Raw genomic sequence first — 23,448 nt, 5'->3', positions numbered from 1 at the left:
CCTCCTTGTTAAAGCCTGATTTTATCCTATCTTTGCTAATCAACTCTTAAGCACTCATCCTCACAGGCTTTTATAAAAATTTCAGCATAAGCCCTGTGCTTTTTTTGCTTTTTTAGATACTCACTCATAGTAAAAAGGTATTTTTTATAATCTTCCTCACTTAAATTTCCCTTTATAAGCTCGTATTTTAAAAACAGCATATAGGTGTTTAAGGTGTCGCTTTCGCAGTATTCGTGTATCTTTTCAAGCTCGTTTTTATAGTAAAGCTCAAGCACATCAGAGCCATTTACATCGTATTTTCCGGGCAAAGAGGCCATTGAACATATAGTATCAAGCTTAAGCCCTCTAATGCCAAAGCCGCCCAAGGATTCAAGCAAATCACAGTGCTTTAGCTCACTATATCTTGTTTTATAATTATTCCACTTATCTTCTTGACTTAGATAAGCACTTGCTTTTATGTTGTATTTTAAGGCTCTTAAAACAAGCAAGGGCATATCGTAGTTTTTGCCATTAAAACTAACAAGTCTTGGCTCATAATCCTCAATGATTTTAAAAAAATTTGAAACTAAGCTTTTTTCATCATCTCCGCTTATCTTATCTACCTTTATGAAAGAGCCAAAGCTATCACAAAGCGTGGCACAAATGCTTATAATCTTATGAAAAGGCAGAGGTAAAAAGCTAGTGCCCTGCTCTTTTTCGTAAAGCTCAAGCATTTGTTTAGAAAGCTCATAATCATCTCCTTTAAAATCATAAAGTCTTCTTACAAGCTGCGTATCCACTATACTTTCGCAATCAAAAACACAGATATAACCCTCGTTTTTTTTCATCCTTATACCTTTAGTAAGCAAATTTTGTTAAAATCATAGCTAAAATTACTAAAATTTAAGGTATAAAATAAGTATGAAAATAGCCATTATAAGACTTTCAGCCCTAGGAGATATAATCCAAAGCACTATTATTTTACAAGTTATAAAAGAGCATTTTAAAGGGGCTAAAATTCATTATTTTATAGACGAAAGATTTAAAGACTTACTTTTTAATCATCCCTTAATAGACGAGCTTTTTACCCTACCCTTAAAGGATAAAAAAATTTTAAAATCCCTAAAAATAGCCCTTAAGGCAAGAAAAAATAAATACGACCTTGTCATAGATATGCAAGGGCTTATAAAATCAGCCCTTTTAAGCAAAATTTTATCAAGCAAAAACTACGGCTTTGATAAAGATAGCATAAGAGAAAGTTTTGCAAGTGCTTTTTACACGCATAAAGTTAATATTTCATACAATGAAAACATTTATATAAGAAATTTAAGCTTACTTTGCTTTGCCTTAAATTTAAATTTCGATAAAAAGAGCTTTTTACTAGATAAAAAGCCCTCTTTTTTTAGCGATGAAAGGCTGGAAAAAAGCCTGATAAAAGAGCTAAACTTAAGTGAAAAATTTTTCTTAATTCACTGCGGCTCAAGCGTAGAAAATAAAATTTATCCCAAAGAAAAAATGGCTAAACTTTGTAAAAATTTAGCCTCAACTTATAAAGATTATGAGCTTTTACTTTGCTTTGGCAGTGAAAAGGAAAAAAACTATGCTCAGTTTGTGCTTGAAACTTGCAAGAAAGAAAATGTAAAGATATGCAAAAAACTTAGCTTACAAGAGTTAATTTGCCTTACAAACTTAAGCTCTTTCGTGCTTGGAAATGATAGCGGACCAACTCATCTAGCCTTTGCCTTAAACAAGCCCTCTCTTAGTATCTTTGGTGCAACACCTAGTAAAAGAAATGCTTATGAAACAAATATAAATTTCACTATAGACACAGGCAAAGAAATAGACGCTAAAAAGCTTGATAAGAATGATTTTTGCATAAGGGATATAGATGAAAATGAAATTTTTAAAAAGATTAGGAATTTTTTAGATGAAAAAAAGTGATTTTTTATATCTTTTTCTTTATTATCTTTTAAAATTTGTATTTAAAATTCTGCCTAAAAAGCTTATAAAAAAACTAGCAAACTTGATAGCTAAAATAGCTTTTAAGCTTAATAAAAAACATAGAAAAATCATAGATGTAAATTTAAGCATTTGCTTTCCTAGCAAAACTAAGAAGCAAAGAGATGAGATAAGCCTTAAGATTTATGAGAATTTCGCCAAATTTGGACTTGATTTTTTGGCAAATCAAAATATAAATAAAGACGAAATTCAAAAAAAGGTGCAAGTTGAGGATTTGCAAGATTTCAAAGCAATATCAAATTCTGGGAGAAAATTAGTATTTAGCACGGCTCATTATGGAAATTGGGAGCTTTTGTCCTTGTTTTACTCTGCAAATTTTAAAAAAATATCTATAGTGGTTAGAATGCTAGATAGCGAGGTTATGAATAAGATTGTTGCTAAAAACCGTGCCCAATTTGACATAGAATTAATCAATAAAAAAGGCGGTTTAAAACAAATGCTAAAAGCCCTAAAAAACGACAGAGTTTTAGGAATTTTAACAGACCAAAATGCCACTGAAAACGAGGGTTTAAAGCTTAAATTTTTTAACAAAGATATAATTTATCTAAGCGGTGCTAGCGTGATAGCGAAAAAAAGCTCCGCCCTTTTAGTGCCCGTTTTTATATACCAAAAAGATGACAAATACATCATCAAGCATTTTAAAGCCATGGATTCTAAAGACTTCTCAGTGGAAGAGCTTACAAAATACCAAGCCGCTTGCCTTGAGCAAATGATAAAATTTAAGCCTGATGAGTATTTTTTCTTTCACAAAAGATTTAAAAGCTCTAGCGAAAATCCTTATGAGTGAGAAGCTTTAAATTCCTTATTTTTAATTAGTTTCAAAGCTATGCGAACAGCATTTGTCGCAGCCCCTACTCTAATCTGATCCGCCACACACCAAAGGTGCAAAATCTTTTTAGAATGCAAATCAAGCCTTATTCTACCAACATAAGTTTCATTTGTATTAGCTGTAAAAAGAGGCATAGGGTATTTTAAATTTTTTATATTATCCATCAAAACTATATGTTTTTCCTTTGACAAAGCCTTTCTTGCCTCATCAACATCAACTTCTTTGGCAAAAGTTAGGGTAAGGCTTTCGCTATGAGAGCGTAGAACAGGCACTCTAACGCAGGTTGCCGAAATAGCCATTTTCTTGTGCATAATCTTTTGAGTTTCATTTATCATCTTTAGTTCCTCTTTTGTGTAAGAACTATCCTCATCAAAAGAATCTATATGCGGTATCAAATTTAAAGCTAAAGTGTGAGGAAAAACCTTGGCCTTAAAATCATGCAGCTTAAAAGAAAAAAACTCCCTAAGCCCATCACTTAGTTCTCTCATGCCCTTAGCACCAGCACCACTTGCTGCTTGATAGGTGCTTACATCAACCCTTTTAAGATTGTAAAGCTTATCAAGAGGGCTTAGGATATGAACCATTTGTATGGTGGAGCAGTTTGGATTAGCAATAATTCCTCTCTTTTTATACAAGCTTATATCCTCTTCATTTACCTCAGGCACAACCAAAGGAACATCATCTTGCATTCTAAAATAACTCGTATTATCAATCACAACAGCACCACTATTAACCGCATCTTGTGCAAATTCAGCTGACACAGAACCTCCTGCTGAAAAAAAGGCTATATCGACCTTATGTTCTTTAAAGACATCATGAGTTAGCTCTTTTACAACTATTTCTTTATCCTTAAAATTCACAGTACTGCCTACGCTGTTACTGCTTGCTAGAGCTAAAATTTCATTAACAGGAAAATCAAACTCCTCTAATACAGTCAAAAGCTCCTCTCCAACAGCACCCGTAGCACCGACTATAGCTATATTAAATTTTTTCACTTAACACCTCAATTTAATTTGTATTTTTTAATCTTTTCTTCTAATTTATTTTTACTAAGACCTAAAAGCTCGCAGGCCTTGCTTAAATCGTTATCAACGCTTGCTAAAACCTCAACCAAAAGATCTTTTTCCATATCCTTAATATCTTTTATTTTTCTACTTTCTAAAAACAAATCATCACTGCTTATCTCATCGACCTCGCTTAAGATACAAGCCCTTTGCACTATGGATATAAGCTCTCTGATATTGCCCGGATAATCATAATCTAACAAGGCCTCTTTAGCCTCCTTGCTTATGCTTTTTTTAGCAAAATCATACTCTTTGCAAGTATCTTCTAAAACCCTTTGTGCTATTTCTAAAATTTCTTCTTTTCTTTGCCTAAGTGGTGGAATTTGTATAGGAACTGTGTTTAATCTATAATACAAATCGCTTCTAAATTCATTATTTTTAATTTTTTCTTCTATATTTGCATTTGTGGCTGAAATAATCCTCACATTTATCTTTATACTCTTAGTGCCACCAAGCCTGGTAATCTCCCTTTCTTGCAAAGCTCTAAGCAATTTTGCTTGAATTTCAAAAGGCATTTCTCCTATCTCATCTAAAAAAAGGGTACCCTCATTTGCAAGCTCGAACAACCCTTGTTTTGTGGTATTAGCATCTGTAAAAGCTCCCTTTTCAAAGCCAAAAAGTTCACTTTCTATCAAATTTGAAGGTATAGCTGCCATATTTATTGCTACAAAGGGCTTAGAAGCTCTTTTTGAATTCTTATGAATATAATTTGCAAAAAGCTCCTTGCCAACACCACTTTCTCCAAAAAACATCACAGAAGCATCTGTTTGTGCTACTTTTAAGGATAATTTTAAGGCTTGTTCTAATGCCGGCGAATTTGCGAAAAAGTCATTATTTTTGTTTATCTTAGCACTTTTTTTATCTGTGCTTTTTTCTCTTATAAGCTTAACCCTTTTTATCGCTTGAACCAAGGTTTGTATGTCAAAGGGCTTAGTAAGAAAGTCTTTAACGCCTAATCTCACGGCCTCTATGGCTCTGTTTAAGGTAGCATTTCCTGTGATGATGATAAACTCATATTTATTCTCGCAAGCCTTAACAAATTCTATGCCGTCAATTCCAGGCATGTTTATATCAGTGATTATCAAATCTGTATTATCATCTAGCTTTTTTAAGGCTTCGGTGGCTGATTTGTAAGTTTTTATTTTAAATTCATCAAATTCAGCCAGGGCTATTTCTAGCGATTTTCGCATATTGATATCATCTTCTACTATAACTATATTCATATTAGCTCTCTGTATGTTTGATTATACTTCTTTTAGCCATGCCAATTTGTTCGTATTTTAAAATATCATCTTTATAGGATGTGTATCTCTTGCTTAGCTCCCTGCTTAAAAAGGCTATATTTTTAGCACTTGCGTTTTTATGAGCGGCAACCGCACTTACAAATTCTAGCTTTTTTTTAGCCTCATTGCTTAAATTTTTGCCAAGTTTCATTGGCAAAGTTTGAGTGTCTATAAATTTTAATATAATTTTTTGTATAGCCTCATGGTCTAATCTTGGATTAGCAAGCTCTGCAAACAAGCTGTCTATATTAACAGTTTTTTTTGCATTTATTTTTTCTGAGTTGCTAACGCTTTTCTTTTTAAGATACGAAAGCACCAGTGCGCAAAATACAAAGATTAATATAACAATAACAACGAAAATTGACAATAAAATATAATTCAAAATAAATCCTTACAATCTTTTAGCAAAATGCCTTTTTCTATATGAAACAATGCCTAAAACAAGCATAGCAGTAAAACCATAATAAACATAACTTGGAATTTGAGTAGCCTCACCGGCTGCGTAAGAGTGCATTCCAACTAGAAAATAATTCACCCCAAAATAAGTCATGATGATAGACCAATAAGCAAATATCGAACAAAGTGCGAAATTATACTGACTTGTTAGGCTTGGAATCATCCTTATGTGCAAGATTGCAGCGTAAATTAAAATGCTAATTAAAGACCAAGTTTCTTTTGAATCCCAGCTCCAATACCTACCCCAGCTTTCATTCGCCCAAATCGCACCCAAGAAATTTCCAACTGTTAGCAAACAAAGCCCTAAAATCATAGCCATTTCGTTAATCCTTGTGGCTTCAAGAATGTTTCTGGCTATATTCTCATTGTGCTTTGAGCCTTCTTTCATGAAACAAAACAGTATCAAAGTAAAAATTCCAAGCAAGGCACAAAGTCCTAAAAATCCATAACTAGCAGTGATTACTGAAACATGTATAACTAACCAATAAGAATCAAGCACGGGGACTATATTTGTAATTTGTGGGTCCATTTCACTTAAATGTGCCACCCAAAGCACAATACCTGATAAAATAGCAGTTAATGCTAGCGATATAGGGCTTTTTTTGGAAAAGAAAATTCCACTTAAAGCCAAAGCCCAAGCTATGTAAATCATGCTCTCATAAGCATTACTCCAAGGTGCGTGCTCGGCCAAATAAGCTCTAATCACCAAACCAGCAGTATGTATAACAAAGGCTATGATATTTACTATATAAACTGCTTTAAAAGCCAAGGATATATTTAGCTTTGAATTTAGCATTTTTATTATAAGTATCAGCAAGAGCAAAAGGCCAGCAAAAAGATAAACAGGCGTTAATTTAACAAAAATTTGACTTTCATTTATAAAAAGCTCTGTATAAATTTTGCTCTTACTTGGCATTATATGAGCAGAATACTTGCTTTGATATGCACTCATATCATCAAGGGCCTTGTTTGCTTCCTCCCAATTGCCATTTTCTAGGGCTTGTTTTACGGCAGTAAAATAATTATCAAGCAAAACAACAGCACTTTGTCTTTCTTGATCCTTTGTTTTGGTGAGAATTTCATAGCTTGTAAGCCAAGTATCGTTCTCATCATCTTGCTTTGGTAGGAACCTAAAAAGCTCTCCTAAAAGAGTTAAATTTAAGATATTTGCCCTCTCATCAAGCTTGATAATCTCTTTATCATACACAGTTCTAGCATTTGGTGCTTTTCTGTTTGCGTTTTCCACATATTTTGCAAGTTTGTATTGCTGATTTTCATCAAAAAAATCTAAAAAGCTTATATAAGGCTTTTCCTCTATGTTTAAAAGCTTTGCAAGCTCTTTTCGCACATTCTTATCTTTTGGCATTGCGATTAGCTTTTCCTCGCTCCAAGCCTTTGAATTCATAATCATAGAAAGCACCACAGCGTTAGAATCCATGCCCTTATAGGTGATATTTTTATGCAGTTTTTCTAAAATTTCCTTAGACACAGTATCAAAAGGGCTCATCCTGCCATTTAGCTTTTGCACCACCAAGGCACCAAGTCTTTGACTATGCGTTTCATCTATAACAGGAAGTTCGCTTGCATTTAATTTAGAAGCAAAAAAACTTAGAAAAACAACGATGGCTAAGGATTTCACGCCGTATTTTAGGGAATCCTTGCTAACTAATCTTGCTAAGGTTCTAAATCTTGACTTAGGATTTAATAAATTCAAAAACATCCCCAAAAATAACAAAGTATATCCTATATATGTAGTGAGTTTGCCAGGGTCCTGATTTACAGATAAGATTGTTCCTTGCTCATCTTGGTCATACGAACTTTGATAAAATCTGTATCCTTCATAGTCTAAAACATTATTCATAAAGATCCTAGCCTCAAATTTTTCATCACCGTTTCTTACCTCAACCAAGCTTTCATAAGACTTAGGCGACATAGAACCAGAATACCTTTCTAAGATAAAATCTTTCAAATATATGGAAAAATCAAGCTTTTGCAAATGAGTGCCCCAAGATATGAAAAATACTTGATTTGCAAGCTCTAAGCCCAAAGGCTTTGCGTGCTCTAGGACATAAAATTGGGTCTTTTCACCTCTAAATTCAAGCTCCAAAAGCAAGGCATTTATATCATTATCTTTTAATTTTAAAGCCTGATAATCCTTACTCATCGCAAAGTCTTTGAATTTTAACAAAAATGAATTTTGCCACCTATTAGGCTCTCCAAAGGTGGATACCAGCAGGGTTCTAAGAGCCTCTAAAGAAATACTTTTTAGCCAGGAAGCAAAATTTTCATCTTGCTGTCTGTTTAGGCCTTTTAAGTCCATTCTAGCGTGCTTGGAAGCGTATTTGACGACGAAATTTAAAGCCTGCATGTCATACAGCCTTTTTTGCGAGCTATCAGCCTTTTGCCCGGCTAAAAGCACATCTTGTTCGCCGCTCGCCATACTAAGAAATTTCAAGTTTTTATTAGAACTTAGCTGTAAATTTTCATCTATACTAACATAAGGTGTGTTTTTCAAATCCTTGTATAAGGCCTCATCACCCATAAAAACAAAGCTCACGCCTCCTATATTTTTAACATCGCCCTTGCCTAGTAAAACTTGCTGCGCCTCGCCGTTTAAATTTATCACCAAAGATAATAAAGCGCTAGCATTCTCATCCTCTACGAAAACTTCGCTTGCTCCTAAAAGCAAATTCTTGTAAGAAAGCTTTGCTACTTCGCCATTTACATCAAGTTTTAGTTCAAAGTCATTGGCAAAAGGTAAAAGCGCCATGTCCTCCTGGCTTTGCGTGCTTACAACCTCATTTTGCCCTGTTAATGCTGCGATTTTTACGAAAGATTTTGAGCTTTCGATTACAGAACTTTCGGCATTTTCCCTTATGTGCATAAGCCCTTCAAAACCCATATATCTAGTGAAAATCGAACCAAGCAAGATAAATAAAAAAGAGATGTGAAAGATTAGCATAGGAATTTTGTTCTTATCTATCATCTTGTATCTAAAGATAGCGCATACTAAATTTATGCCCAAAAGTAGCTGTATAAAACCAAAATAAAGCGTCCCATACACCATAGCCCAAGCGGTTGGCGTTCCATAAGAACTCTCTATAAAAGTGGCCAAAGCACAAAACAGTGCAAACAGTAAAAATAAAATTATCGAAACACTAAGGCTTCCAACAGAATACAATACTTTTCTCATGGAAAAAATTGTAACAAAGATAAATTAACTAACTACAAGCCTAAGTATTTTTTGCGTATCTCATCATTGCCTATTAATTTAGAGGACTCATCTTGCATACTAATCTTGCCATTTTCCAAAACATAAGCATAATCGCTTATCTTGAGGGCTAAATAGGCATTTTGCTCAACCAAAAGTATGGTAATGCCCTCCTCCTTAAGTCTCATTATGGTTTGAAATACCTCGCTTACTATCTTTGGTGCAAGTCCTAGGCTTGGTTCATCAAGCATCAAAAGCTTTGGTTCGCTCATTAAGGCTCTTGAAATAGCAAGCATTTGCGCCTCGCCTCCGCTTAGAGTTCCTGCCAGGGCGTTTCTCTTAAGTTTTAATCTAGGAAAAATTTTATACATTTGTTCCTTTAAATGCTCGTAATTTTCATCGTTATTAAAAGCACCGATTTTTAAATTCTCCTCAACAGTTAAATTTATAAACACTCTCCTACCCTCAGGTACCAAGGCTATGCCTTTTTGCACTAAGGTGTGGGGCAAATGTCTTTTAGTGTCATAGCCTAGAAAGCTTATCTCGCCCTTTCTTTTCACGCAGTTTAGCAAGGCATTTAGCGTAGAGGTTTTGCCGGCTCCATTTGAACCAATCAAACTAACTATTTGTCCCGTTTTTATCTCAAAGCTAATGCCCTTAACAGCTTCTACCAAGTTATAATACACATGCAAATCTTTAACTACTAACACTATTTCTCCAACTGCTCTATGTCGCCAAGATAGGCTGCTATCACTTCTTTATTAAGCACAGCTTCTTCTATCTTGCCTTCAAAAATTACCTTGCCATAATCTAGCACTAAAACCTTATCGCACAAAGTATTCACAAATTTCATATCATGTTCTATTAGCAAAACGCTTAGTTTATATTTATCTCTTAGCCTAAATATAAGACTTGCTAATTCATCGCTTTCAGCTGCGTTCATGCCAGCAACAGGCTCATCAAGCAACAACAAGGTAGGGTTTGTGGCCAAAGCTCTTGCTATTTCCACCTTTCTTTGCTGGCCGTAGCTAAGTGAAGTTGCCTTTTCATAGGCCAAATGCTCTATGTCAAGCTCTTTTAAAAGCTCTAAACACCTATTTTTAGCTAAATTCTCGCTTTTCCTAAAACGCCCTAAGTGCAAAAAGGCTTCTAATAAGCTGTATTTTATGCTGCTATTAAGGCCTATCAAGACATTTTCAAGCACGGTCATGGATGAAAACAATCTTATATTTTGAAAGGTTCTTGCTATGCCAAGATGTACTATTTTATGCGCCTTTAGCTTGTCAATTCTTTTGTCTTTAAATAAAACCTCACCAGAACTTGGCTTGTAATTTCCTGTGATTATATTAAAAAGAGTTGTTTTTCCAGCACCATTTGGGCCTATGATAGCGTAAATTTCGCCCTCATTTATAGAAAAGGAAGTATCGCTGATAGCCTTTACTCCGCCAAAATTTTTCGTGATATTTTTAAGACTTAGTATCACTTTTTTTCCTTTTGATTTTAAGCAAGTCTAAAAGCTCCTTATCTCCCATAATGCCCTTTCTTGCAAAAAGCATTATAAGGATTAGTATTAAAGAAAAAACAACCATTCTAAGACCCGGCATTGCCTCGCTTTCATAGCCAAAGATATTCATAGGTTCATCTAAAAATCTAAGCCACTCCGTACCCCCAAGCACCAAAACAGTTCCTATGATAGCTCCTGTTGTAGAGCCAAGACCGCCTAAAACTATGATTATTAAAAGCTGAAAGGTTAGTAAAAACTCAAATTGCTCTGGCGAAACAGTGGTTAAAAGACAAACTAGCAAGCCGCCTCCAACACCTTCTAAAAAAGCTGAGGTTCCAAAGGCTAAAGTCTTGGTCCAAAAGGTATTAATGCCCATGGCAGAGGCCGCGTCCTCATCATCTCTAATCGCCCTCATCGCACGACCGTATTTAGAATACACCAAATTCAGTATTAAAATCACAGCAAGTATGGCAAAAATGCCTGTAACATAGATGTTAGAATGCTTTGGTATATCGACAAGCCCCAAAGAACCATTAGTAAAGGAAGGAAAATTTATAGCAACAAGCTTTATGATAATGCCAAAGCCAAGAGTAACTATAGCTAAGTAATCCCCTCTTACCCTAAACACCGCAAAAGAAAGCACCAAAGAAAGAGCCAAGGCGCAAAGGCCGCCCATTAAAAGTGCTATGAAAAAATTGCCCGTATAAAGTGCAAGTATTAAAGAGCTAGGGTCTTCTAAGGCAAATTGTGAAATTTTATCATCAGCACTTAAAAGCATGATAGCAGTAGCGTAAGCCCCAACAGCCACAAAGCCGTTAGGTTCTAGGCTAAACTGCCCTGTAACGCCGTTTATGAGGTTATAAGAAACGGCTAGGATTATAAAAATCGCGATATTGTTTAAAATTCGCATGCCATAATCGCTAAAAAAATAAGGAGATAAAAACACAAAGGCTAAGGCTATAAATAAAAAGGCTAAATGATAAGCTTTATTAACAGTCATTAAAATCTACTTCTTTCATAATTTATTCCTAAAATTCCACTAGGTTTGAAAAGTAAAATAAATACTAAAAATATAAAGGCAAAAGCGTCTTTAAACCCGGCAAAATCAGGGAACAATGCCACAGCCACAACCTCAGTAAAGCCTATGATAAGTCCGCCTAAAACCGCACCAACAACAGAGCCAATCCCGCCCAAAACAGCGGCAGCAAAGGCTTTAAGCCCTATTAACACTCCCATATTAGGGTCTAATGAGGGATAATTCACAACCCAAAAAATCCCCCCAATAGCCGCCAAAGCCGAGCCCAAAGCAAAAACAAGGGCTATGATTTTATTTGCGTCAATTCCCATTAAATTTACAGTGTGTATATCAAAGGCTAAGGCACGGATGGCCACGCCGTATTTCATCTTATAAAGCACGAAAAGCAAGATGGCTAGGATTAAGATAGTTAAGATAGGCACGCAAAGCGTGGCAAGGCTGATATTTAAAGAGCCTATTTGTATAACTTGTTCTAAATAAGGCGGAACAGGAAAAAGCCTAGGCGTGGAACCAAAGCACACATTAAATAAATTTTGTATGAAAAAACTCATGCCAATGGCTGTGATTAGCAAAGAAATTTTAGGCGCTTTTCTAAGGGGCTTATACGCTATCTTATCCATAGCTATACCGATACAAGCCGCAAAAATCATGGCCAAAGAAATTGCACCCAAAAAAGGCACATTCATAGCACTTACGCAGAACAAACAGCAGTAAGCACCTATCATCATGATTTCACCATGAGCGAAATTTATGAGCCTTAGCACCCCATAAACCATAGTGTAACCTATGGCTATGAGTGCATACATAGAACCTAAGGAAAGACCGTTTATAACTTGTTGTAAATCCATAAAAATCCTAAGGGTTTATGCTGTCTTTATAAACTTGCTTTTGATTTTGAATTTGTTTTACAACCAAAGACCTTGTAGCGTTGCCGCTTTTATCTATGTTGATTATACCTGAAACGCCGTTGAAATTCGTAGTTTTGTGAATTTCATTATTAACACACTCGCTTGTTAAAGAGGAGGCGCATTTTTGCATAGCTTCAAACATCACAAAATACGCGTCAGCTCCCATAGCCGTGAAATTTGGCACCTCTTTTGTTTTCTTGCTTTTTTGATACTGTGCTATAAAGTCCTTGCTAAGCTTAGTTGGCGGGTTTGTATAATCGAAACTATCTGTAAAGATGTGATTTTCAGCCGCTTGTTCAGCTAATTTTATAAAGGTATCATCAGCCACGCCATCAGCCGAGCCCATAGGAGTTTTAAGCCCTGCTAAGCGTGCTTGTCTCACAAACAAAGCCGCCTCTGTGTAATACACCGGCATATAAATAAAGTCCGGATTTAGCTTTTGAATTTGAGAAATCACAGCCTTATAGTCCTTATCGCCTGAGCTTATCCTAAGCTTTTTAAGCACCTTGCCGCCTTTAGCCGTAAATTCCTTTTCAAAGGCTCTAGAAAGACCTAAAGAATAATCAGCACTTTGGTCACTTACTATAACCGCACTCTTGTATTTTAGGGTATCGCTTGCATATTTTGCCAAGGATGAGCCTTGAAAACTATCCATGAAGCAAACTCTGCTTGAGTATTTTTTGTTATTTAAAATTTTATCTCCGGTTGCGGCTGGAGCTATTAAAGGCACCTTGTTTTCCTCTGCAACGCTCATGATTTGCAAGGTGTTTGCACTTAGCATTTCGCCTATTAATCCGATGGCTTTATCTTGGGAGATAAGCCTTTGTGCTGCGTTGCTTGATTCTATCTTATCGCCCTTTGTATCAAGCACGACAATCTTAACGGTATCGCCGTTTGGAAGTTTATTTTTCATTTCATTTGCTAGTTTAATCCCCTCAAGTGCAGCCTGACCGTAAGCAGCCGTAGAGCCACTTAAAGGCATAATCACACCTATATTTACATCCTTTGCTAGCAAAGCACTAGCAAGTAAAGCAGATAAAAGTAAAATTTTTCTCATCGTCTTTCCTTAAGGATTTACAGTAGCTTTATAGCTTTGCTTGCCGTTTTTAATCTCTTTTATAATAACCGGCCTTTTGGCATTTCCGCTTTTATCTATGCTTATCACACCGCCAACCACTTCTAGCTTCGTGGTTTTGTGAATTTCGTTGTTAATGCACTCGCTTGTTAAAGAAGCAGCACAGTTATTAATGGCATTAACCGTTACAAAGTAAGCGTCAGCTCCCATAGCAGCAAAGGCTGGAACCTCTCTTGTCTTTTTTTCTTTTTCATATCTATCTACAAAGCTCTTACCTAGGGCTGTGCTTGGGTTGTTGTAATCAAAGCTATCGGTAAAGATGAAGTCATTTACAGCCTCGCCGCCTAGTTCTATGAAAGTCTTGTTATTTACCCCATCTCCTGCACTAAAAGGAGTGTTAAAGCCCAAAGCTCTTGCTTGCTTTGTTATTAGGGCTGCTTCTGGGTGGTAAATTGGCATATACACAAAGTCAGACTTCACGCTTTGAAGCTGGGAAATTATAGCCTTAAAATCCTTGTCATTTGAGCTTATCATAAGCTTTTTAAGCACCTTACCGCCTCTTTTTTTAAACTGAGTTTCAAAAACCTTGGCAAGCCCTAAAGAATAAACATTCGCCTGGTCAACAACCATAGCAACAGTCTTATACTTCAAGGTATCTATGGCGTAATCAGCGAATTTTTGCCCCTGAAAACTATCCATAAAGCAAACTCTGCTTGAGTATTTTTTATTATCCAAAAGCTTGTCCCCGCTTGCAACAGGTGCTATCATAGGCACTTTTTTATCCTCTGCTACTGAGATAACTTGCATTGTGTTTGGGGTGGTGGCCTCGCCTATTATCGCCACAACCTTATCCTTTGATACAAGTCTTAGGGCTGCGGTCGAGGTTTCTACCTTGTCTCCCTTGCTATCTAGCACTACTAAATTTATGGTATCGCCATTTTTAGCCTTTGGCATGATTTTATTAGCCAGCTCAACCCCAGCCAAAACATCCTGACCATAAGCAGCAACAGGGCCTGTTAAAGGCAAAACAACGCCAACTTTTACATCCTTAGCGAAAACAAAGCAGCTTAAAAGAGCTGTGCTTAAAAGAATTTTTTTCATGATAACTCCTAGTTTAAAGGTATGGTAACATTTAGTCTTGTTCTATCACCCCCACCGCTGTGAGGCACTGTCATTTTATCATTATTACTATTTTCGTATCTGTAGCGAATTTCACCGCTGATTTCAACATTTTTAATGGCTTCTTCTAAAGGTTTTGCGAAGCTAAATGAAGAAAGTATAAAAAAGCTTAAAAGCAAAATTCTCATAAATCTCCTTTACGAAATTTTAAAGAAATTATAAGCTTTTTAACTTAATCTTTAGCTAAATATAGTAAGAAAATGTGAATTTTTAAAGAAGAGTCCCCAAAAGGGGACAGTGTTAGAATGTATAAGCAGCTTGTAATCTTACAGCGTCTCTTTTGCTAGTTCCATAAACTTTGTTGTCATAGTTTAGGATAGAATACCAGCCAAAGAATTTAAGATTGTTGCTGTATTTGTAATCTAGGTCAAGAACATACTCGCTCTTATCGCCACCACCTGTAGAACCTTGTCCGGTAGTTAAGGTATCAGAAGTTCCACCTATAACACCTCTAAGTCCTATTCTAAAATCCCCCGGTAAGGTGTAACCAACAGAAGCGTAAGCTAGGGTAGTTTGTCCGTTGCTTATACCGGTCCAAGAACCGCGTCCGTATAAAATTTCTCTACCTATCACATTAAGACCAGCTGAGCCTGTATCTTCTATGGTGTTGATAGTTACTTTGTTTTTCTTACCATACATGATACCGCCTAGGGTTCCATCAAAGCCGTATAAATTCACAGTTCCGTATAGGTTGAAAAGCTGTCCGCTATCAGCTATGTCGCCTAAAAGTTCATTAAAAGAGTTGTCGACATTATTACCCATGTAAGTAAATCTTAACTTCCAAGAATCTTGCTCACCTAAAGGTAAGGTATAAGCTAAATCAGCTGCATAAAAAGTAGCTGTTTTCATAAGCTGTGCAAACCAGATATTCGCATCAAAGCCACTTCCGCCTATGTCTTTACCTAAGAAAGCAGCACCATACATATTGTATTCATAAATTCTGCTATTTATAGCTGCTTGTTGTGCAGCATTAGGAAGCAAATTTAACTTAGAAACAGATATAGCATCGCTATCGCCTGTATTTTCCTCGAAGCTATCTACAGCAAAAGCAGCTATGGATATACCATCAGCTGGAGAGTAAATAGCCTTAGCAGCAGTTCCTACGAAATCAGATGTCCAAATAGTTCCTAACTCTTGGCGACCTAGCACAAGACCGAAACCATAATCAGCCAAATCGTATTGTAAATACGCTTGTCTTAGGTTAAAAGGCTTGTTTGTTGGTGTTCTACCATCAGGTGTATTGCTGTTTATATAACCAGCAGCCTTATCGTTAGCATACTGAGCTTGACCAAAGATTTTAAAGCCATCGCCCACATCTGCCTTAAGTCCCAATCTCACACGAATTCTGTGATCTTGCTTACCAGAAACAGATGAAATATCACCTATTTGGCCATTATTTTCAGAGTTATCTTCATATCTGTATCTTAACTCACCTGTAAAATCAACATTCTTAATAGCTTCCTCTAAAGGCTTAGCATTAAGAGCTGAAAACGAACCAACCGCAAGGGCAGTTACTAAAGAAAGTTTTACTAATCTCACATATTCTCCTTAAAAAGTAAACTAACGGGTATATTATATCAAAAAAATAGGATTTTTAGAAAAAAAATAAATAAAATGAGAATACAAGAAAAAATGAAATTCAAGGCTTTAAGCCTTGAATTTTTTAGAATGTGTATCTTGCTTGGATACGGAAGGTGTTTTTGGTTTCATTATCTACATTTGTTCTACCGCTGTAGTTTAGATAAGAATACCAGGTTAAAAAGTCTAGATTAGCACTGTATTTATATGAAGCTTCTACAACTCCTTCTAGCTTATCGCCACCACCCCAGGCAGCTCCATTAGCACCTGTTTTAGTTCCACCATATACGCCTTGTAAGCCTATCCTAAAATCAGATGGTAGGGTATAGCCTACATTTACATATCCAGCAGTGGTTTGACCTTGGCTTATAACAATCCAAGAACCTCTAGAATACATAAATTCCTTACCTACTGAAAGACCAAAAGAACCTACATCTTCAATGGTGTTTATCGTAATTTTATCTTTTTTACCATAATAAACTCCACCCAAACCACCGTCAAAGCCGTAACCTTTGATGTCTCCATAAACATTTACAAAGTTTCCAGCATCAGCTCCTTTATTTTTAAAATAACTATCCACACTGTTGCCAAGATAAGTAGCTCTTAAAGACCAGGCTAAATCATCAGCTAAAGGCAGGGTGTATTTAAAATCAACAGCATAGAAAGTAGCTGTATTCATAAGTTGTGCGAACCATAAGTTAAAGTCTAAGCTAGAACCACCCAAATCAAAGCCACTTAAAACAGCAGCACCATACATATTATATTTATATAATCTGCTAGTTAGAGGATCGCCAGCAGCATCTCCCATAAGGTAATCAAATCTAGCATTATCGCCGTCTGTATCTTCCTCAAAGCTATCTACAGCAAAGGCAGCTATGGCAAGACCATCATAAGGTGAATAAACAACCTTAGCAGCAGTGCCTACGAAATCATCTGTCCAAATAGTTCCTAATTCTTGGCGACCCCAGATGAAGTTTAAGCCGTAATCAGCCATATCGTATTGCAAATAAGCTTGTCTTAAAGCGAAAGGTTTGCCTGTTTGGGTTCTACCCTGACCTGCAGAAGCAGGATCTCCAAAACCTCTATTTTTATCAAAATCATAATGAATTTGACCGAAAATCTTGAAGCCATCACCTATGTCAGCTTTAGCACCAAATCTAGCTCTAAATCTATGATCTTGATTACCAGCAACACCAGCACCTATAAAAGCTTGGGGTGCTTTTCTAGCAGTAGAGCTATCATATCTGTATCTTAGATCACCGCTTAAATCAACATTCTTAATAGCTTCCTCTAAAGGCTTAGCATTAAGAGCTGAAAACGAACCAACTGCAAGAGCAGCTACTAAAGAAAGTTTTAAAGCTTTCATAAATCTCCTTTATAAAAAAATATTAAAATTATAGCAAAAAAGAAAGGTATTTTGGACAAAAAATGGCAAAAATTTCATATGCGAAACGGTAGAAAAAAAACGCTATCTCAAGGACATTTGCAAGACTTAGATTTAAATTTAAAGCCTTGCCACACAGTCCTTAAAAAGCTCTGCCCTTTGAGCATAAGAGCTAAATTCGTCCAAGGAAGCACAGGCAGGGCTTAGAAGTGCTACTTCATTTAAATTTAGGCTTTTATCTATCTTAAAAACCGCATCTTCTAAATTCTCGCAAAGGCTGTATTTTATGTCATACTCTTTAGCCAAGACTTCGCACTGTTTTTTGCTAGTGCCTATGAGATAAATCCTTATCTTAAAATCTTTCATAAAGGCAAAAAGCGGGCTTAAATCAACGCCCTTGCTATCGCCTCCTAAGATAAGATGAATGTCTTTGTCTTTGTATCTTATCAACGCTGCTTTGGTGGCGTCTAAATTTGTGGCCTTGCTGTCATTTACCCACAGCCTTTGCTTTTTATCCTTAAATTCTTCTAGCTTGTTATCAAGGATGACAAAGGAGTTTAAAAGCTCGTATGAGGTGCTGTCAAGTAAAATTTTCTCTATGCTTAAGGCTAGGATAGCGTCTAGTAAAAATGGGGTTTTAAAAGAAATTTTAGCCATGTCAATGCCCATCTTTAAGGCCAAATCCTCATCATTTTCATAAGTTATAATATAAGCCTTTGTTTTTACATCCTTATACTTGGCTGGCAAAATGGCCACATCGCATTCATTCATCCTTGAAAGAACGCTTAGTTTAGCTTTCTCGTAAGCCTTGAAAGAACCGTGCCAAGAAAGGTGGTCCTGCGTTATAGGCAAAAGGGCGTAAAGCTCGGGCTTGGCTTTTTTAGTGTAGTGCATGGTGAAACTTGAGGTTTCAAGTATCCAAAGCCTTGCGTAAGGGTCTAGCTCGGCTAAAGGAATGCCAACATTTGCCCCCATTTGAGAGCCTATTTTAGCCAGCAGGTGCTGAGACATTTGCGTGGTGGTGGTTTTGCCATTTGTGCCGCTTATCCACACGGTTTTGGGCGAAACATCGTAAAAATAATCATACTCGCTTGTTAAATTCCTAGCCTCTTTTATGAGCTTGTGCTTTGGCGGAAAACCCGGGCTCATAATCTCAAGCTCGCTTAAGGCAGGATTAAAATACGAGGGGTTTAGCAAGATGTTGTTAAATTCATCTTCTTTAGGCTCTTTGAAAGTATCATCATAGATATGAAAGCCGCCAAATTTTTGTGCCAAAGCCTTGGTAGTTTTACCATAACCAAATAAAGACTTTTGCATTATCTTAACTTTATGGTGGCTATGGCTAGGAGGTTTGCTAAGAAAGCTATAGTCCAAAAACGAACTATGATTTTATTTTCTACCCAGCCTATTTTTTCAAAATGGTGGTGTATTGGTGCCATTTTGAACACTCTTTTGTTAAACATCTTAAAAGAACCGACCTGCAAAATCACAGAAATGGTTTCAAGGACAAAGACAAAGCCTATTAAAAGAAGTAAAATTTCGTTTTTGCTTATAACGGCTAGAAATCCTAAAAATCCTCCTATGGCTAAGGAGCCGCTATCGCCCATGAAAACTTGAGCCGGGTAGCAGTTATACCACAAAAAGCCTATCAAAGCGCCAATTAAAGCAGAACACACTATAACAACCTCGCCCAAACCTTGAATTTTAGGCAAGAGCAAATACTCGCTGTAAATGACATTTCCGCTTAGATACATGAAAATTCCCAAGGTAGCAAGGGAAAAAATCGATGGCACGGTTGCAAGTCCGTCTAGTCCGTCCGTCAAATTTACGGCATTTGAGCTTGAAAGCAAGACTAAAACCCAAAAAAACAAGGCAAAGAAACTCATGTCAAAAAGTGGGTATTTGTAAAATGGAAAATAAAGCTCCGTGCTTATGTAAGAGCCTAGATATAGGGGCAAAATGCAAAGCAAGGATACTAAGCTTAGGTAAAAAATCTTTTCGTTAGGGCTTAGGCCTGAGTGATTATCTTTCTTTAAAACCTTTGCTATATCATCTATGAAACCTATGAAACAAAAGGCTGCAAGGCAAAACAAAGAGCATAAAACCAAGACATTATCAAGCTTGGCACAGAGTAAGGAGCCAAGCAAAGCACAGATTACAAAGACTAGGCCGCCCATTGTAGGAGTGCTACACTTTTGCTGATGTGAGCTTGGGGCTAACTCATAAATAGGCTGCTTTACATCCCTAGACTTTGCCCAAGCTATAAATTTAGGCATTAAAAAAAGAGTTAAAACTAAAGATATGAAAAAGGCAGCACCCGCACGAACGCTAATATATGAAAAAAAGGCGTAATCAGAAAAATAATGCAGATAATACAAAAATCGTCCTTGTTAGTTTTTCAAAAATGAAATTGTAGTAAAATTTAACTTAAATTACGGCAAGGGAAGTAGGAAATGAAGCAAAAATGTATTTTGGTTATAACTGATGGGATAGGCTATAATAAAAGCTCTTATTACAACGCCTTTGAAGCGGCGAAAAAACCCACTTATGAAAGACTTTTTAAAGAGGTGCAAAACTCACTTTTAAAAACCAGCGGGCTTGCTGTTGGTTTGCCTGAGGGGCAAATGGGAAATAGCGAGGTAGGCCATATGTGCATAGGAAGTGGTCGCGTGATATATCAAAATTTAGTGAGGATAAACAAGGCGATAGAAAATGACAGCCTAAAGGACAATGAGAATTTAAAAAACTTTTTAAAAAAACACAAGAAAATTCACATCATAGGGCTTTATAGCGATGGCGGTGTGCATTCAAATTTAAGCCATTTTAACGCCATAGCTAAGATAGCAAAGCAAAGCGGTGCGGAGGTTTTTGCACACGCAATTAGCGATGGCAGGGATGTGATACCTACAAGCGGGCTTTCTTTTATCGGTGCCTTGGAGGAGTTTTGCAAAAAAGAGGGTGTGAGCTTTGCTAGTTTGTGCGGACGCTTTTATGCTATGGATAGAGATAAGAGGTGGGAAAGGCTAGAAAAATACTACAAATGCTTAATGGGCGAGGTAAACTCAGTAGAAAGTTTTAGCGCTTACATGCAAGAAAGTTACGATAAAAACGTCTTTGATGAATTTATAGAACCTGTTAAGAATGCTGAATTTAAGGGTATAAATGAGGATGATGGCATAATTTTAATAAATTTTAGAAATGACAGAATGAAGCAGCTAGTGACTGTTTTAAAAGATGAGAGCTTTGCTGAATTTGAAAGAAAAAAGCTTTGCAAAAACATACTGTGCATGACTGTTTATGATGATAGCTTTAAGCTGCCTGTTATCTTTGAAAAAGAACAGATAGAAAATACCTTGGCCGAGGTGATTTCAAAACAAGGCTTAAGACAGTTTCACACAGCAGAAACCGAAAAATACGCTCATGTAACCTTTTTCTTTAACGGCGGCAAGGAAGAATGCGTTGAAAATGAGGATAGGTTTTTAGTGCCAAGCCCTAAGGTAAAAACTTATGATGAAAAGCCTGAGATGAGTGCGTATGAAGTACTTGAAAAGGTGAAAGAAGCTATAAATAAGGAGTATGATTTCATAGTAGTGAATTTCGCAAACGGCGATATGGTAGGGCATACGGGGGATTTTCAGGCTTGTGTGAAGGCTGTTGAGGCTGTCGATGAGTGCTTGGGAGTGCTTGTAGATGAGGCTAGGAAAAAAGATTATGCCTTTATAATCACGAGTGATCATGGAAACTGCGAGGCTATGCAGGATGAAAAGGGCAACATCTTAACAAATCACACAAATTTTGATGTCTTTGTCTTTGTAGAGGCTAAGGGCTTAACGAAGCTAAAAGAGGGAATGGGGCTTAGCAATATAGCCGCTTCTGTGCTTAAAATAATGGGCATTGAAAAAGCACCTCAAATGAACGAGGCGATATATTAAAATTTGCTTTAAGTGGGTAGAATTTTAAAAATTTAAATAAAGGATAAAAAATGAAATTTAGTGGCAAAAATGTATTAATAACCGGGGCTAGCAAAGGCATTGGCGCGGCGATTGCTAAAACCTTGGCTTCTTTTGGCTTAAAGGTGTGGATAAATTATAGAAGCAAACCTGAGCTTGCAGACGCTTTGAAAGAGGAAATCGAAAAAAGCGGTGGCAAGGCTGCTGTGATATGCTTTGACGCTAGCAAGGAGGATGAATTTGAAGCTGGGGTTAAAGCTATAATTGATAGTGATGGCGAGCTTTCTTATCTTGTAAATAATGCAGGAATTACAAATGACAAATTGGCTCTAAGAATGAAGCTTGAGGACTTTAACTCCGTGATAGAGGCGAATTTAAATTCGGCCTTTTTGGGTTGCAGGGAGGCTTTAAAGGCCATGAGCAAAAAGAAATTTGGGGCTGTGGTGAATGTGGCTTCTATAGTTGGTGAAATGGGCAATGCTGGGCAGACAAATTACAGCGCAAGCAAGGGTGCTATGATAGCTATGACAAAGTCCTTTGCTAAAGAGGGCGCTAGCAGAAACATAAGATACAACTGCGTTACGCCGGGCTTTATAAAAAGCGATATGACGGACAAGCTAAGCGATGAGATAAAAAAGGCTTATGAGGATAGCATAGCTCTTAGGAGATTTGCAGAACCAAGAGAGGTGGCTGAGTGTGTGGCGTTCTTGCTTAGCGATTATTCAAGCTATGTGACAGGGGAAAGCCTTAAGATAAACGGCGGATTATATATGTAAGGAAAAAATATGACTTTAGAAGATATAGCTAAATTTTTAGACGATAACGCACCTGCGTTTTTGGCTACGCTTGGAACCTGTGGCAATCCTCGCTTAAGGCCTGTACAAAGTCCGCTTTTGTATGAGGATAGAATTTATTTTTATACCTCTAATGAAAAAAATCTTTACAAGCATATACAAAAGCACAGCGGTATAGAATTTTGCTCTTGTGCTAAGGACGGAACTTTTTTAAGGCTAAGAGCTCAAGCCGTGTTTGAGGATGATAAAAAGGTTAAGGAAGCGATGTTTGAAAAATATCCTCTTGTAAAAGACATATACAAGGATGTTAATAATCCTATCTTTGAGGTTTTTTACCTTGATAAACTAAGTGCAAGGTTGCAAAAGCTAAACGGAGAATTTGAAATTTTCAAGGCTTAAAAAGCCTTGAGACGCAGGCTTCACTAGCTTGCCGCAACCGCAATCAAAATAAAGTCTAGAAATTTACTAAAACTAACTTGCCAAAACCGGCGAAATTTCAGTTTTTGCAGCCTAAAAACTGCATAAAACTAATACAAATCAAGCTTTAAGTTTAAGCCGTGTTGCCAGAATTCTCTTTCTAAACGTACAACGGTGTGAAAAATTTCACTTAGTTTTTTAAATTTATTCTCATCTACCTCGTAAGAATTTAAAAAGTCTTCAAATTCCTTAATCTCTGCTTGAAATACCTCGCCTGAGTAGGTTAAAATCCACTCCTTATAAGGGTGTTTTTCTAATTCATCTTTAGAAAGCCTTTGCTTAATCTCAGCTCCTATATAGCCATAACCTATAGCACAAGCACTAAGTGCTACTAGCATATCTAAAAAATCCCCGCTTTGACCCACACTTAGCATATATCTAGTATAAGCAATATTTACTATACTCTCATCTTTTACGCAGAGCTTATCAGCATCAATGCCAAGCTTTAAAATGCTTTTATGAAGTTCAAGCTCGCCCTCAACTATATAGTTTTGAAATTTCATAGCAAAGCGAAGCTCTTTAGCATTGTTTGCATTTAGGGCTAAAAGTGCGTAGCATTTTGCGTAATTTATGAGATAAATATAATCTTGCTTTAAGTAAAACAAGAAATTTTCCTCTTTTAAAGTGCCTTTTTCTAGCTCTTTTACGAAGCTATGGTGCAAATACTCATCCCAAACCTTAGCATTTTCTTTTAATAATCTTTGAAAAAGTTTCATATTTTC

Annotated in this window: 22 protein-coding genes; 5 read left to right on the top strand and 17 right to left on the bottom strand. The window is 36.6% G+C overall.

Annotated elements, in window-relative coordinates; genetic code table 11:
* Nucleotides 1–35: 35 nt before the first annotated feature.
* On the bottom strand, nt 36–827 hold the full coding sequence (locus tag CAV_RS02040; RefSeq protein WP_094324859.1) for a 3'-5' exonuclease: 792 nt from the start codon (nt 825–827) through the stop codon (nt 36–38).
* A gap of 73 nt (nt 828–900) precedes the next feature.
* On the opposite strand from CAV_RS02040, the gene waaC reads away from it, so the two are divergent.
* Nucleotides 901–1,920: a lipopolysaccharide heptosyltransferase I gene (waaC, locus tag CAV_RS02035; RefSeq protein ID WP_094324858.1), complete on the top strand. Its 1,020-nt coding sequence runs from the start codon at nt 901–903 to the stop codon at nt 1,918–1,920.
* Nucleotides 1,907–2,785, top strand: a complete 879-nt coding sequence (locus CAV_RS02030) for a lipid A biosynthesis lauroyl acyltransferase (RefSeq protein WP_094324857.1) — start codon at nt 1,907–1,909, stop codon at nt 2,783–2,785. Before waaC ends, CAV_RS02030 begins: the two co-directional genes overlap by 14 nt.
* On the opposite strand, the gene CAV_RS02025 is transcribed toward CAV_RS02030, so the two are convergent.
* From CAV_RS02025 to mraY, 15 genes are all read right to left on the bottom strand, one after another.
* On the bottom strand, nt 2,776–3,822 hold the full coding sequence (locus tag CAV_RS02025; RefSeq protein ID WP_094324856.1) for an aspartate-semialdehyde dehydrogenase: 1,047 nt from the start codon (nt 3,820–3,822) through the stop codon (nt 2,776–2,778). The genes CAV_RS02030 and CAV_RS02025 overlap by 10 nt on opposite strands.
* Before the next feature lie 8 nt (nt 3,823–3,830).
* Nucleotides 3,831–5,114, bottom strand: coding sequence for a sigma-54-dependent transcriptional regulator (locus tag CAV_RS02020; RefSeq protein WP_094324855.1), 1,284 nt, complete (start codon nt 5,112–5,114; stop codon nt 3,831–3,833).
* A 1-nt stretch (nt 5,115) separates the two neighbouring features.
* A complete protein-coding gene (locus CAV_RS02015; RefSeq protein WP_094324854.1) occupies nt 5,116–5,556 on the bottom strand; it encodes a hypothetical protein in 441 nt (146 codons plus the stop codon).
* A 9-nt stretch (nt 5,557–5,565) separates the two neighbouring features.
* The gene (locus tag CAV_RS02010) at nt 5,566–8,823 is read right to left on the bottom strand and encodes a cytochrome c biogenesis protein (protein ID WP_094324853.1); all 3,258 of its coding nucleotides are present in this window, start codon (nt 8,821–8,823) and stop codon (nt 5,566–5,568) included.
* Nucleotides 8,824–8,855: 32 nt separating this feature from the next.
* Nucleotides 8,856–9,551, bottom strand: a complete 696-nt coding sequence (locus tag CAV_RS02005; RefSeq protein ID WP_094324852.1) for an ABC transporter ATP-binding protein — start codon at nt 9,549–9,551, stop codon at nt 8,856–8,858.
* On the bottom strand, nt 9,551–10,324 hold the full coding sequence (locus CAV_RS02000) for an ABC transporter ATP-binding protein (RefSeq protein WP_094324851.1): 774 nt from the start codon (nt 10,322–10,324) through the stop codon (nt 9,551–9,553). The genes CAV_RS02005 and CAV_RS02000 overlap by 1 nt, the downstream gene beginning before the upstream one ends.
* Entirely contained in the window at nt 10,308–11,345 is a 1,038-nt protein-coding gene (locus CAV_RS01995) for a branched-chain amino acid ABC transporter permease (RefSeq protein ID WP_094324850.1), read from the bottom strand. The genes CAV_RS02000 and CAV_RS01995 overlap by 17 nt, the downstream gene beginning before the upstream one ends.
* Nucleotides 11,345–12,229 (bottom strand): branched-chain amino acid ABC transporter permease, encoded by an 885-nt coding sequence (locus tag CAV_RS01990; protein ID WP_094324849.1) that lies wholly within the window; start codon nt 12,227–12,229, stop codon nt 11,345–11,347. The genes CAV_RS01995 and CAV_RS01990 overlap by 1 nt, the downstream gene beginning before the upstream one ends.
* Before the next feature lie 7 nt (nt 12,230–12,236).
* Nucleotides 12,237–13,346, bottom strand: a complete 1,110-nt coding sequence (locus CAV_RS01985) for an ABC transporter substrate-binding protein (RefSeq protein WP_094324848.1) — start codon at nt 13,344–13,346, stop codon at nt 12,237–12,239.
* Nucleotides 13,347–13,355: 9 nt separating this feature from the next.
* Nucleotides 13,356–14,465, bottom strand: coding sequence for an ABC transporter substrate-binding protein (locus tag CAV_RS01980; protein ID WP_094324847.1), 1,110 nt, complete (start codon nt 14,463–14,465; stop codon nt 13,356–13,358).
* An 8-nt stretch (nt 14,466–14,473) separates the two neighbouring features.
* Nucleotides 14,474–14,671 carry a major outer membrane protein gene (locus tag CAV_RS01975; RefSeq protein WP_094324846.1) on the bottom strand — a complete coding sequence of 66 codons (198 nt, stop codon included), beginning with the start codon at nt 14,669–14,671 and terminating at the stop codon, nt 14,474–14,476.
* A gap of 112 nt (nt 14,672–14,783) precedes the next feature.
* The gene (locus tag CAV_RS01970; RefSeq protein WP_094324845.1) at nt 14,784–16,082 is read right to left on the bottom strand and encodes a major outer membrane protein; all 1,299 of its coding nucleotides are present in this window, start codon (nt 16,080–16,082) and stop codon (nt 14,784–14,786) included.
* Nucleotides 16,083–16,206: 124 nt separating this feature from the next.
* Complete coding sequence (locus CAV_RS01965) at nt 16,207–17,487, bottom strand: major outer membrane protein (RefSeq protein ID WP_094324844.1); 1,281 nt, start codon at nt 17,485–17,487, stop codon at nt 16,207–16,209.
* 138 nt (nt 17,488–17,625) lie between these two features.
* Nucleotides 17,626–18,822 carry a UDP-N-acetylmuramoyl-L-alanine--D-glutamate ligase gene (gene murD, locus CAV_RS01960; RefSeq protein ID WP_094324843.1) on the bottom strand — a complete coding sequence of 399 codons (1,197 nt, stop codon included), beginning with the start codon at nt 18,820–18,822 and terminating at the stop codon, nt 17,626–17,628.
* Nucleotides 18,822–19,883: a phospho-N-acetylmuramoyl-pentapeptide-transferase gene (mraY, locus tag CAV_RS01955; protein WP_094324842.1), complete on the bottom strand. Its 1,062-nt coding sequence runs from the start codon at nt 19,881–19,883 to the stop codon at nt 18,822–18,824. The genes murD and mraY overlap by 1 nt, the downstream gene beginning before the upstream one ends.
* Before the next feature lie 75 nt (nt 19,884–19,958).
* Here mraY and gpmI point away from each other — a divergent pair, with 75 nt between their 5' ends.
* Genes gpmI through CAV_RS01940 form a run of 3 tightly spaced genes read left to right on the top strand, consistent with a single transcriptional unit; the run spans nt 19,959 to nt 22,648 of the window.
* On the top strand, nt 19,959–21,437 hold the full coding sequence (gene gpmI, locus CAV_RS01950; protein ID WP_094324841.1) for a 2,3-bisphosphoglycerate-independent phosphoglycerate mutase: 1,479 nt from the start codon (nt 19,959–19,961) through the stop codon (nt 21,435–21,437).
* Between the two features lie 50 nt (nt 21,438–21,487).
* Complete coding sequence (fabG, locus tag CAV_RS01945; protein ID WP_094324840.1) at nt 21,488–22,231, top strand: 3-oxoacyl-ACP reductase FabG; 744 nt, start codon at nt 21,488–21,490, stop codon at nt 22,229–22,231.
* Nucleotides 22,232–22,240: 9 nt separating this feature from the next.
* Nucleotides 22,241–22,648, top strand: a complete 408-nt coding sequence (locus CAV_RS01940) for a pyridoxamine 5'-phosphate oxidase family protein (RefSeq protein ID WP_094324839.1) — start codon at nt 22,241–22,243, stop codon at nt 22,646–22,648.
* Between the two features lie 128 nt (nt 22,649–22,776).
* On the opposite strand, the gene tenA is transcribed toward CAV_RS01940, so the two are convergent.
* Nucleotides 22,777–23,442, bottom strand: a complete 666-nt coding sequence (tenA, locus tag CAV_RS01935; protein ID WP_094324838.1) for a thiaminase II — start codon at nt 23,440–23,442, stop codon at nt 22,777–22,779.
* Nucleotides 23,443–23,448 lie beyond the last annotated feature (6 nt).

It is taken from the genome of Campylobacter avium LMG 24591 (genome assembly GCF_002238335.1).
GTDB lineage: Bacteria > Campylobacterota > Campylobacteria > Campylobacterales > Campylobacteraceae > Campylobacter_D > Campylobacter_D avium.
Note: the sequence above shows the minus strand (reverse complement) of the source record. Positions and strands in the feature narration are given on the sequence as shown.

What these genes read in the sequence shown, in the direction of transcription:
- CAV_RS02040 (WP_094324859.1), bottom strand. Translation starts at nt 827, where the DNA reads ATGAAAAAAAACGAGGGTTATATCTGTGTTTTTGATTGCGAAAGTATA.
- waaC (WP_094324858.1), top strand. Translation starts at nt 901, where the DNA reads ATGAAAATAGCCATTATAAGACTTTCAGCCCTAGGAGATATAATCCAA.
- CAV_RS02030 (WP_094324857.1), top strand. Translation starts at nt 1,907, where the DNA reads ATGAAAAAAAGTGATTTTTTATATCTTTTTCTTTATTATCTTTTAAAA.
- CAV_RS02020 (WP_094324855.1), bottom strand. Translation starts at nt 5,114, where the DNA reads ATGAATATAGTTATAGTAGAAGATGATATCAATATGCGAAAATCGCTA.
- CAV_RS02010 (WP_094324853.1), bottom strand. Translation starts at nt 8,823, where the DNA reads ATGAGAAAAGTATTGTATTCTGTTGGAAGCCTTAGTGTTTCGATAATT.
- CAV_RS01995 (WP_094324850.1), bottom strand. Translation starts at nt 11,345, where the DNA reads ATGACTGTTAATAAAGCTTATCATTTAGCCTTTTTATTTATAGCCTTA.
- CAV_RS01990 (WP_094324849.1), bottom strand. Translation starts at nt 12,229, where the DNA reads ATGGATTTACAACAAGTTATAAACGGTCTTTCCTTAGGTTCTATGTAT.
- CAV_RS01985 (WP_094324848.1), bottom strand. Translation starts at nt 13,346, where the DNA reads ATGAGAAAAATTTTACTTTTATCTGCTTTACTTGCTAGTGCTTTGCTA.
- CAV_RS01980 (WP_094324847.1), bottom strand. Translation starts at nt 14,465, where the DNA reads ATGAAAAAAATTCTTTTAAGCACAGCTCTTTTAAGCTGCTTTGTTTTC.
- CAV_RS01975 (WP_094324846.1), bottom strand. Translation starts at nt 14,671, where the DNA reads ATGAGAATTTTGCTTTTAAGCTTTTTTATACTTTCTTCATTTAGCTTC.
- CAV_RS01965 (WP_094324844.1), bottom strand. Translation starts at nt 17,487, where the DNA reads ATGAAAGCTTTAAAACTTTCTTTAGTAGCTGCTCTTGCAGTTGGTTCG.
- murD (WP_094324843.1), bottom strand. Translation starts at nt 18,822, where the DNA reads ATGCAAAAGTCTTTATTTGGTTATGGTAAAACTACCAAGGCTTTGGCA.
- gpmI (WP_094324841.1), top strand. Translation starts at nt 19,959, where the DNA reads ATGAAGCAAAAATGTATTTTGGTTATAACTGATGGGATAGGCTATAAT.
- fabG (WP_094324840.1), top strand. Translation starts at nt 21,488, where the DNA reads ATGAAATTTAGTGGCAAAAATGTATTAATAACCGGGGCTAGCAAAGGC.
- CAV_RS01940 (WP_094324839.1), top strand. Translation starts at nt 22,241, where the DNA reads ATGACTTTAGAAGATATAGCTAAATTTTTAGACGATAACGCACCTGCG.
- tenA (WP_094324838.1), bottom strand. Translation starts at nt 23,442, where the DNA reads ATGAAACTTTTTCAAAGATTATTAAAAGAAAATGCTAAGGTTTGGGAT.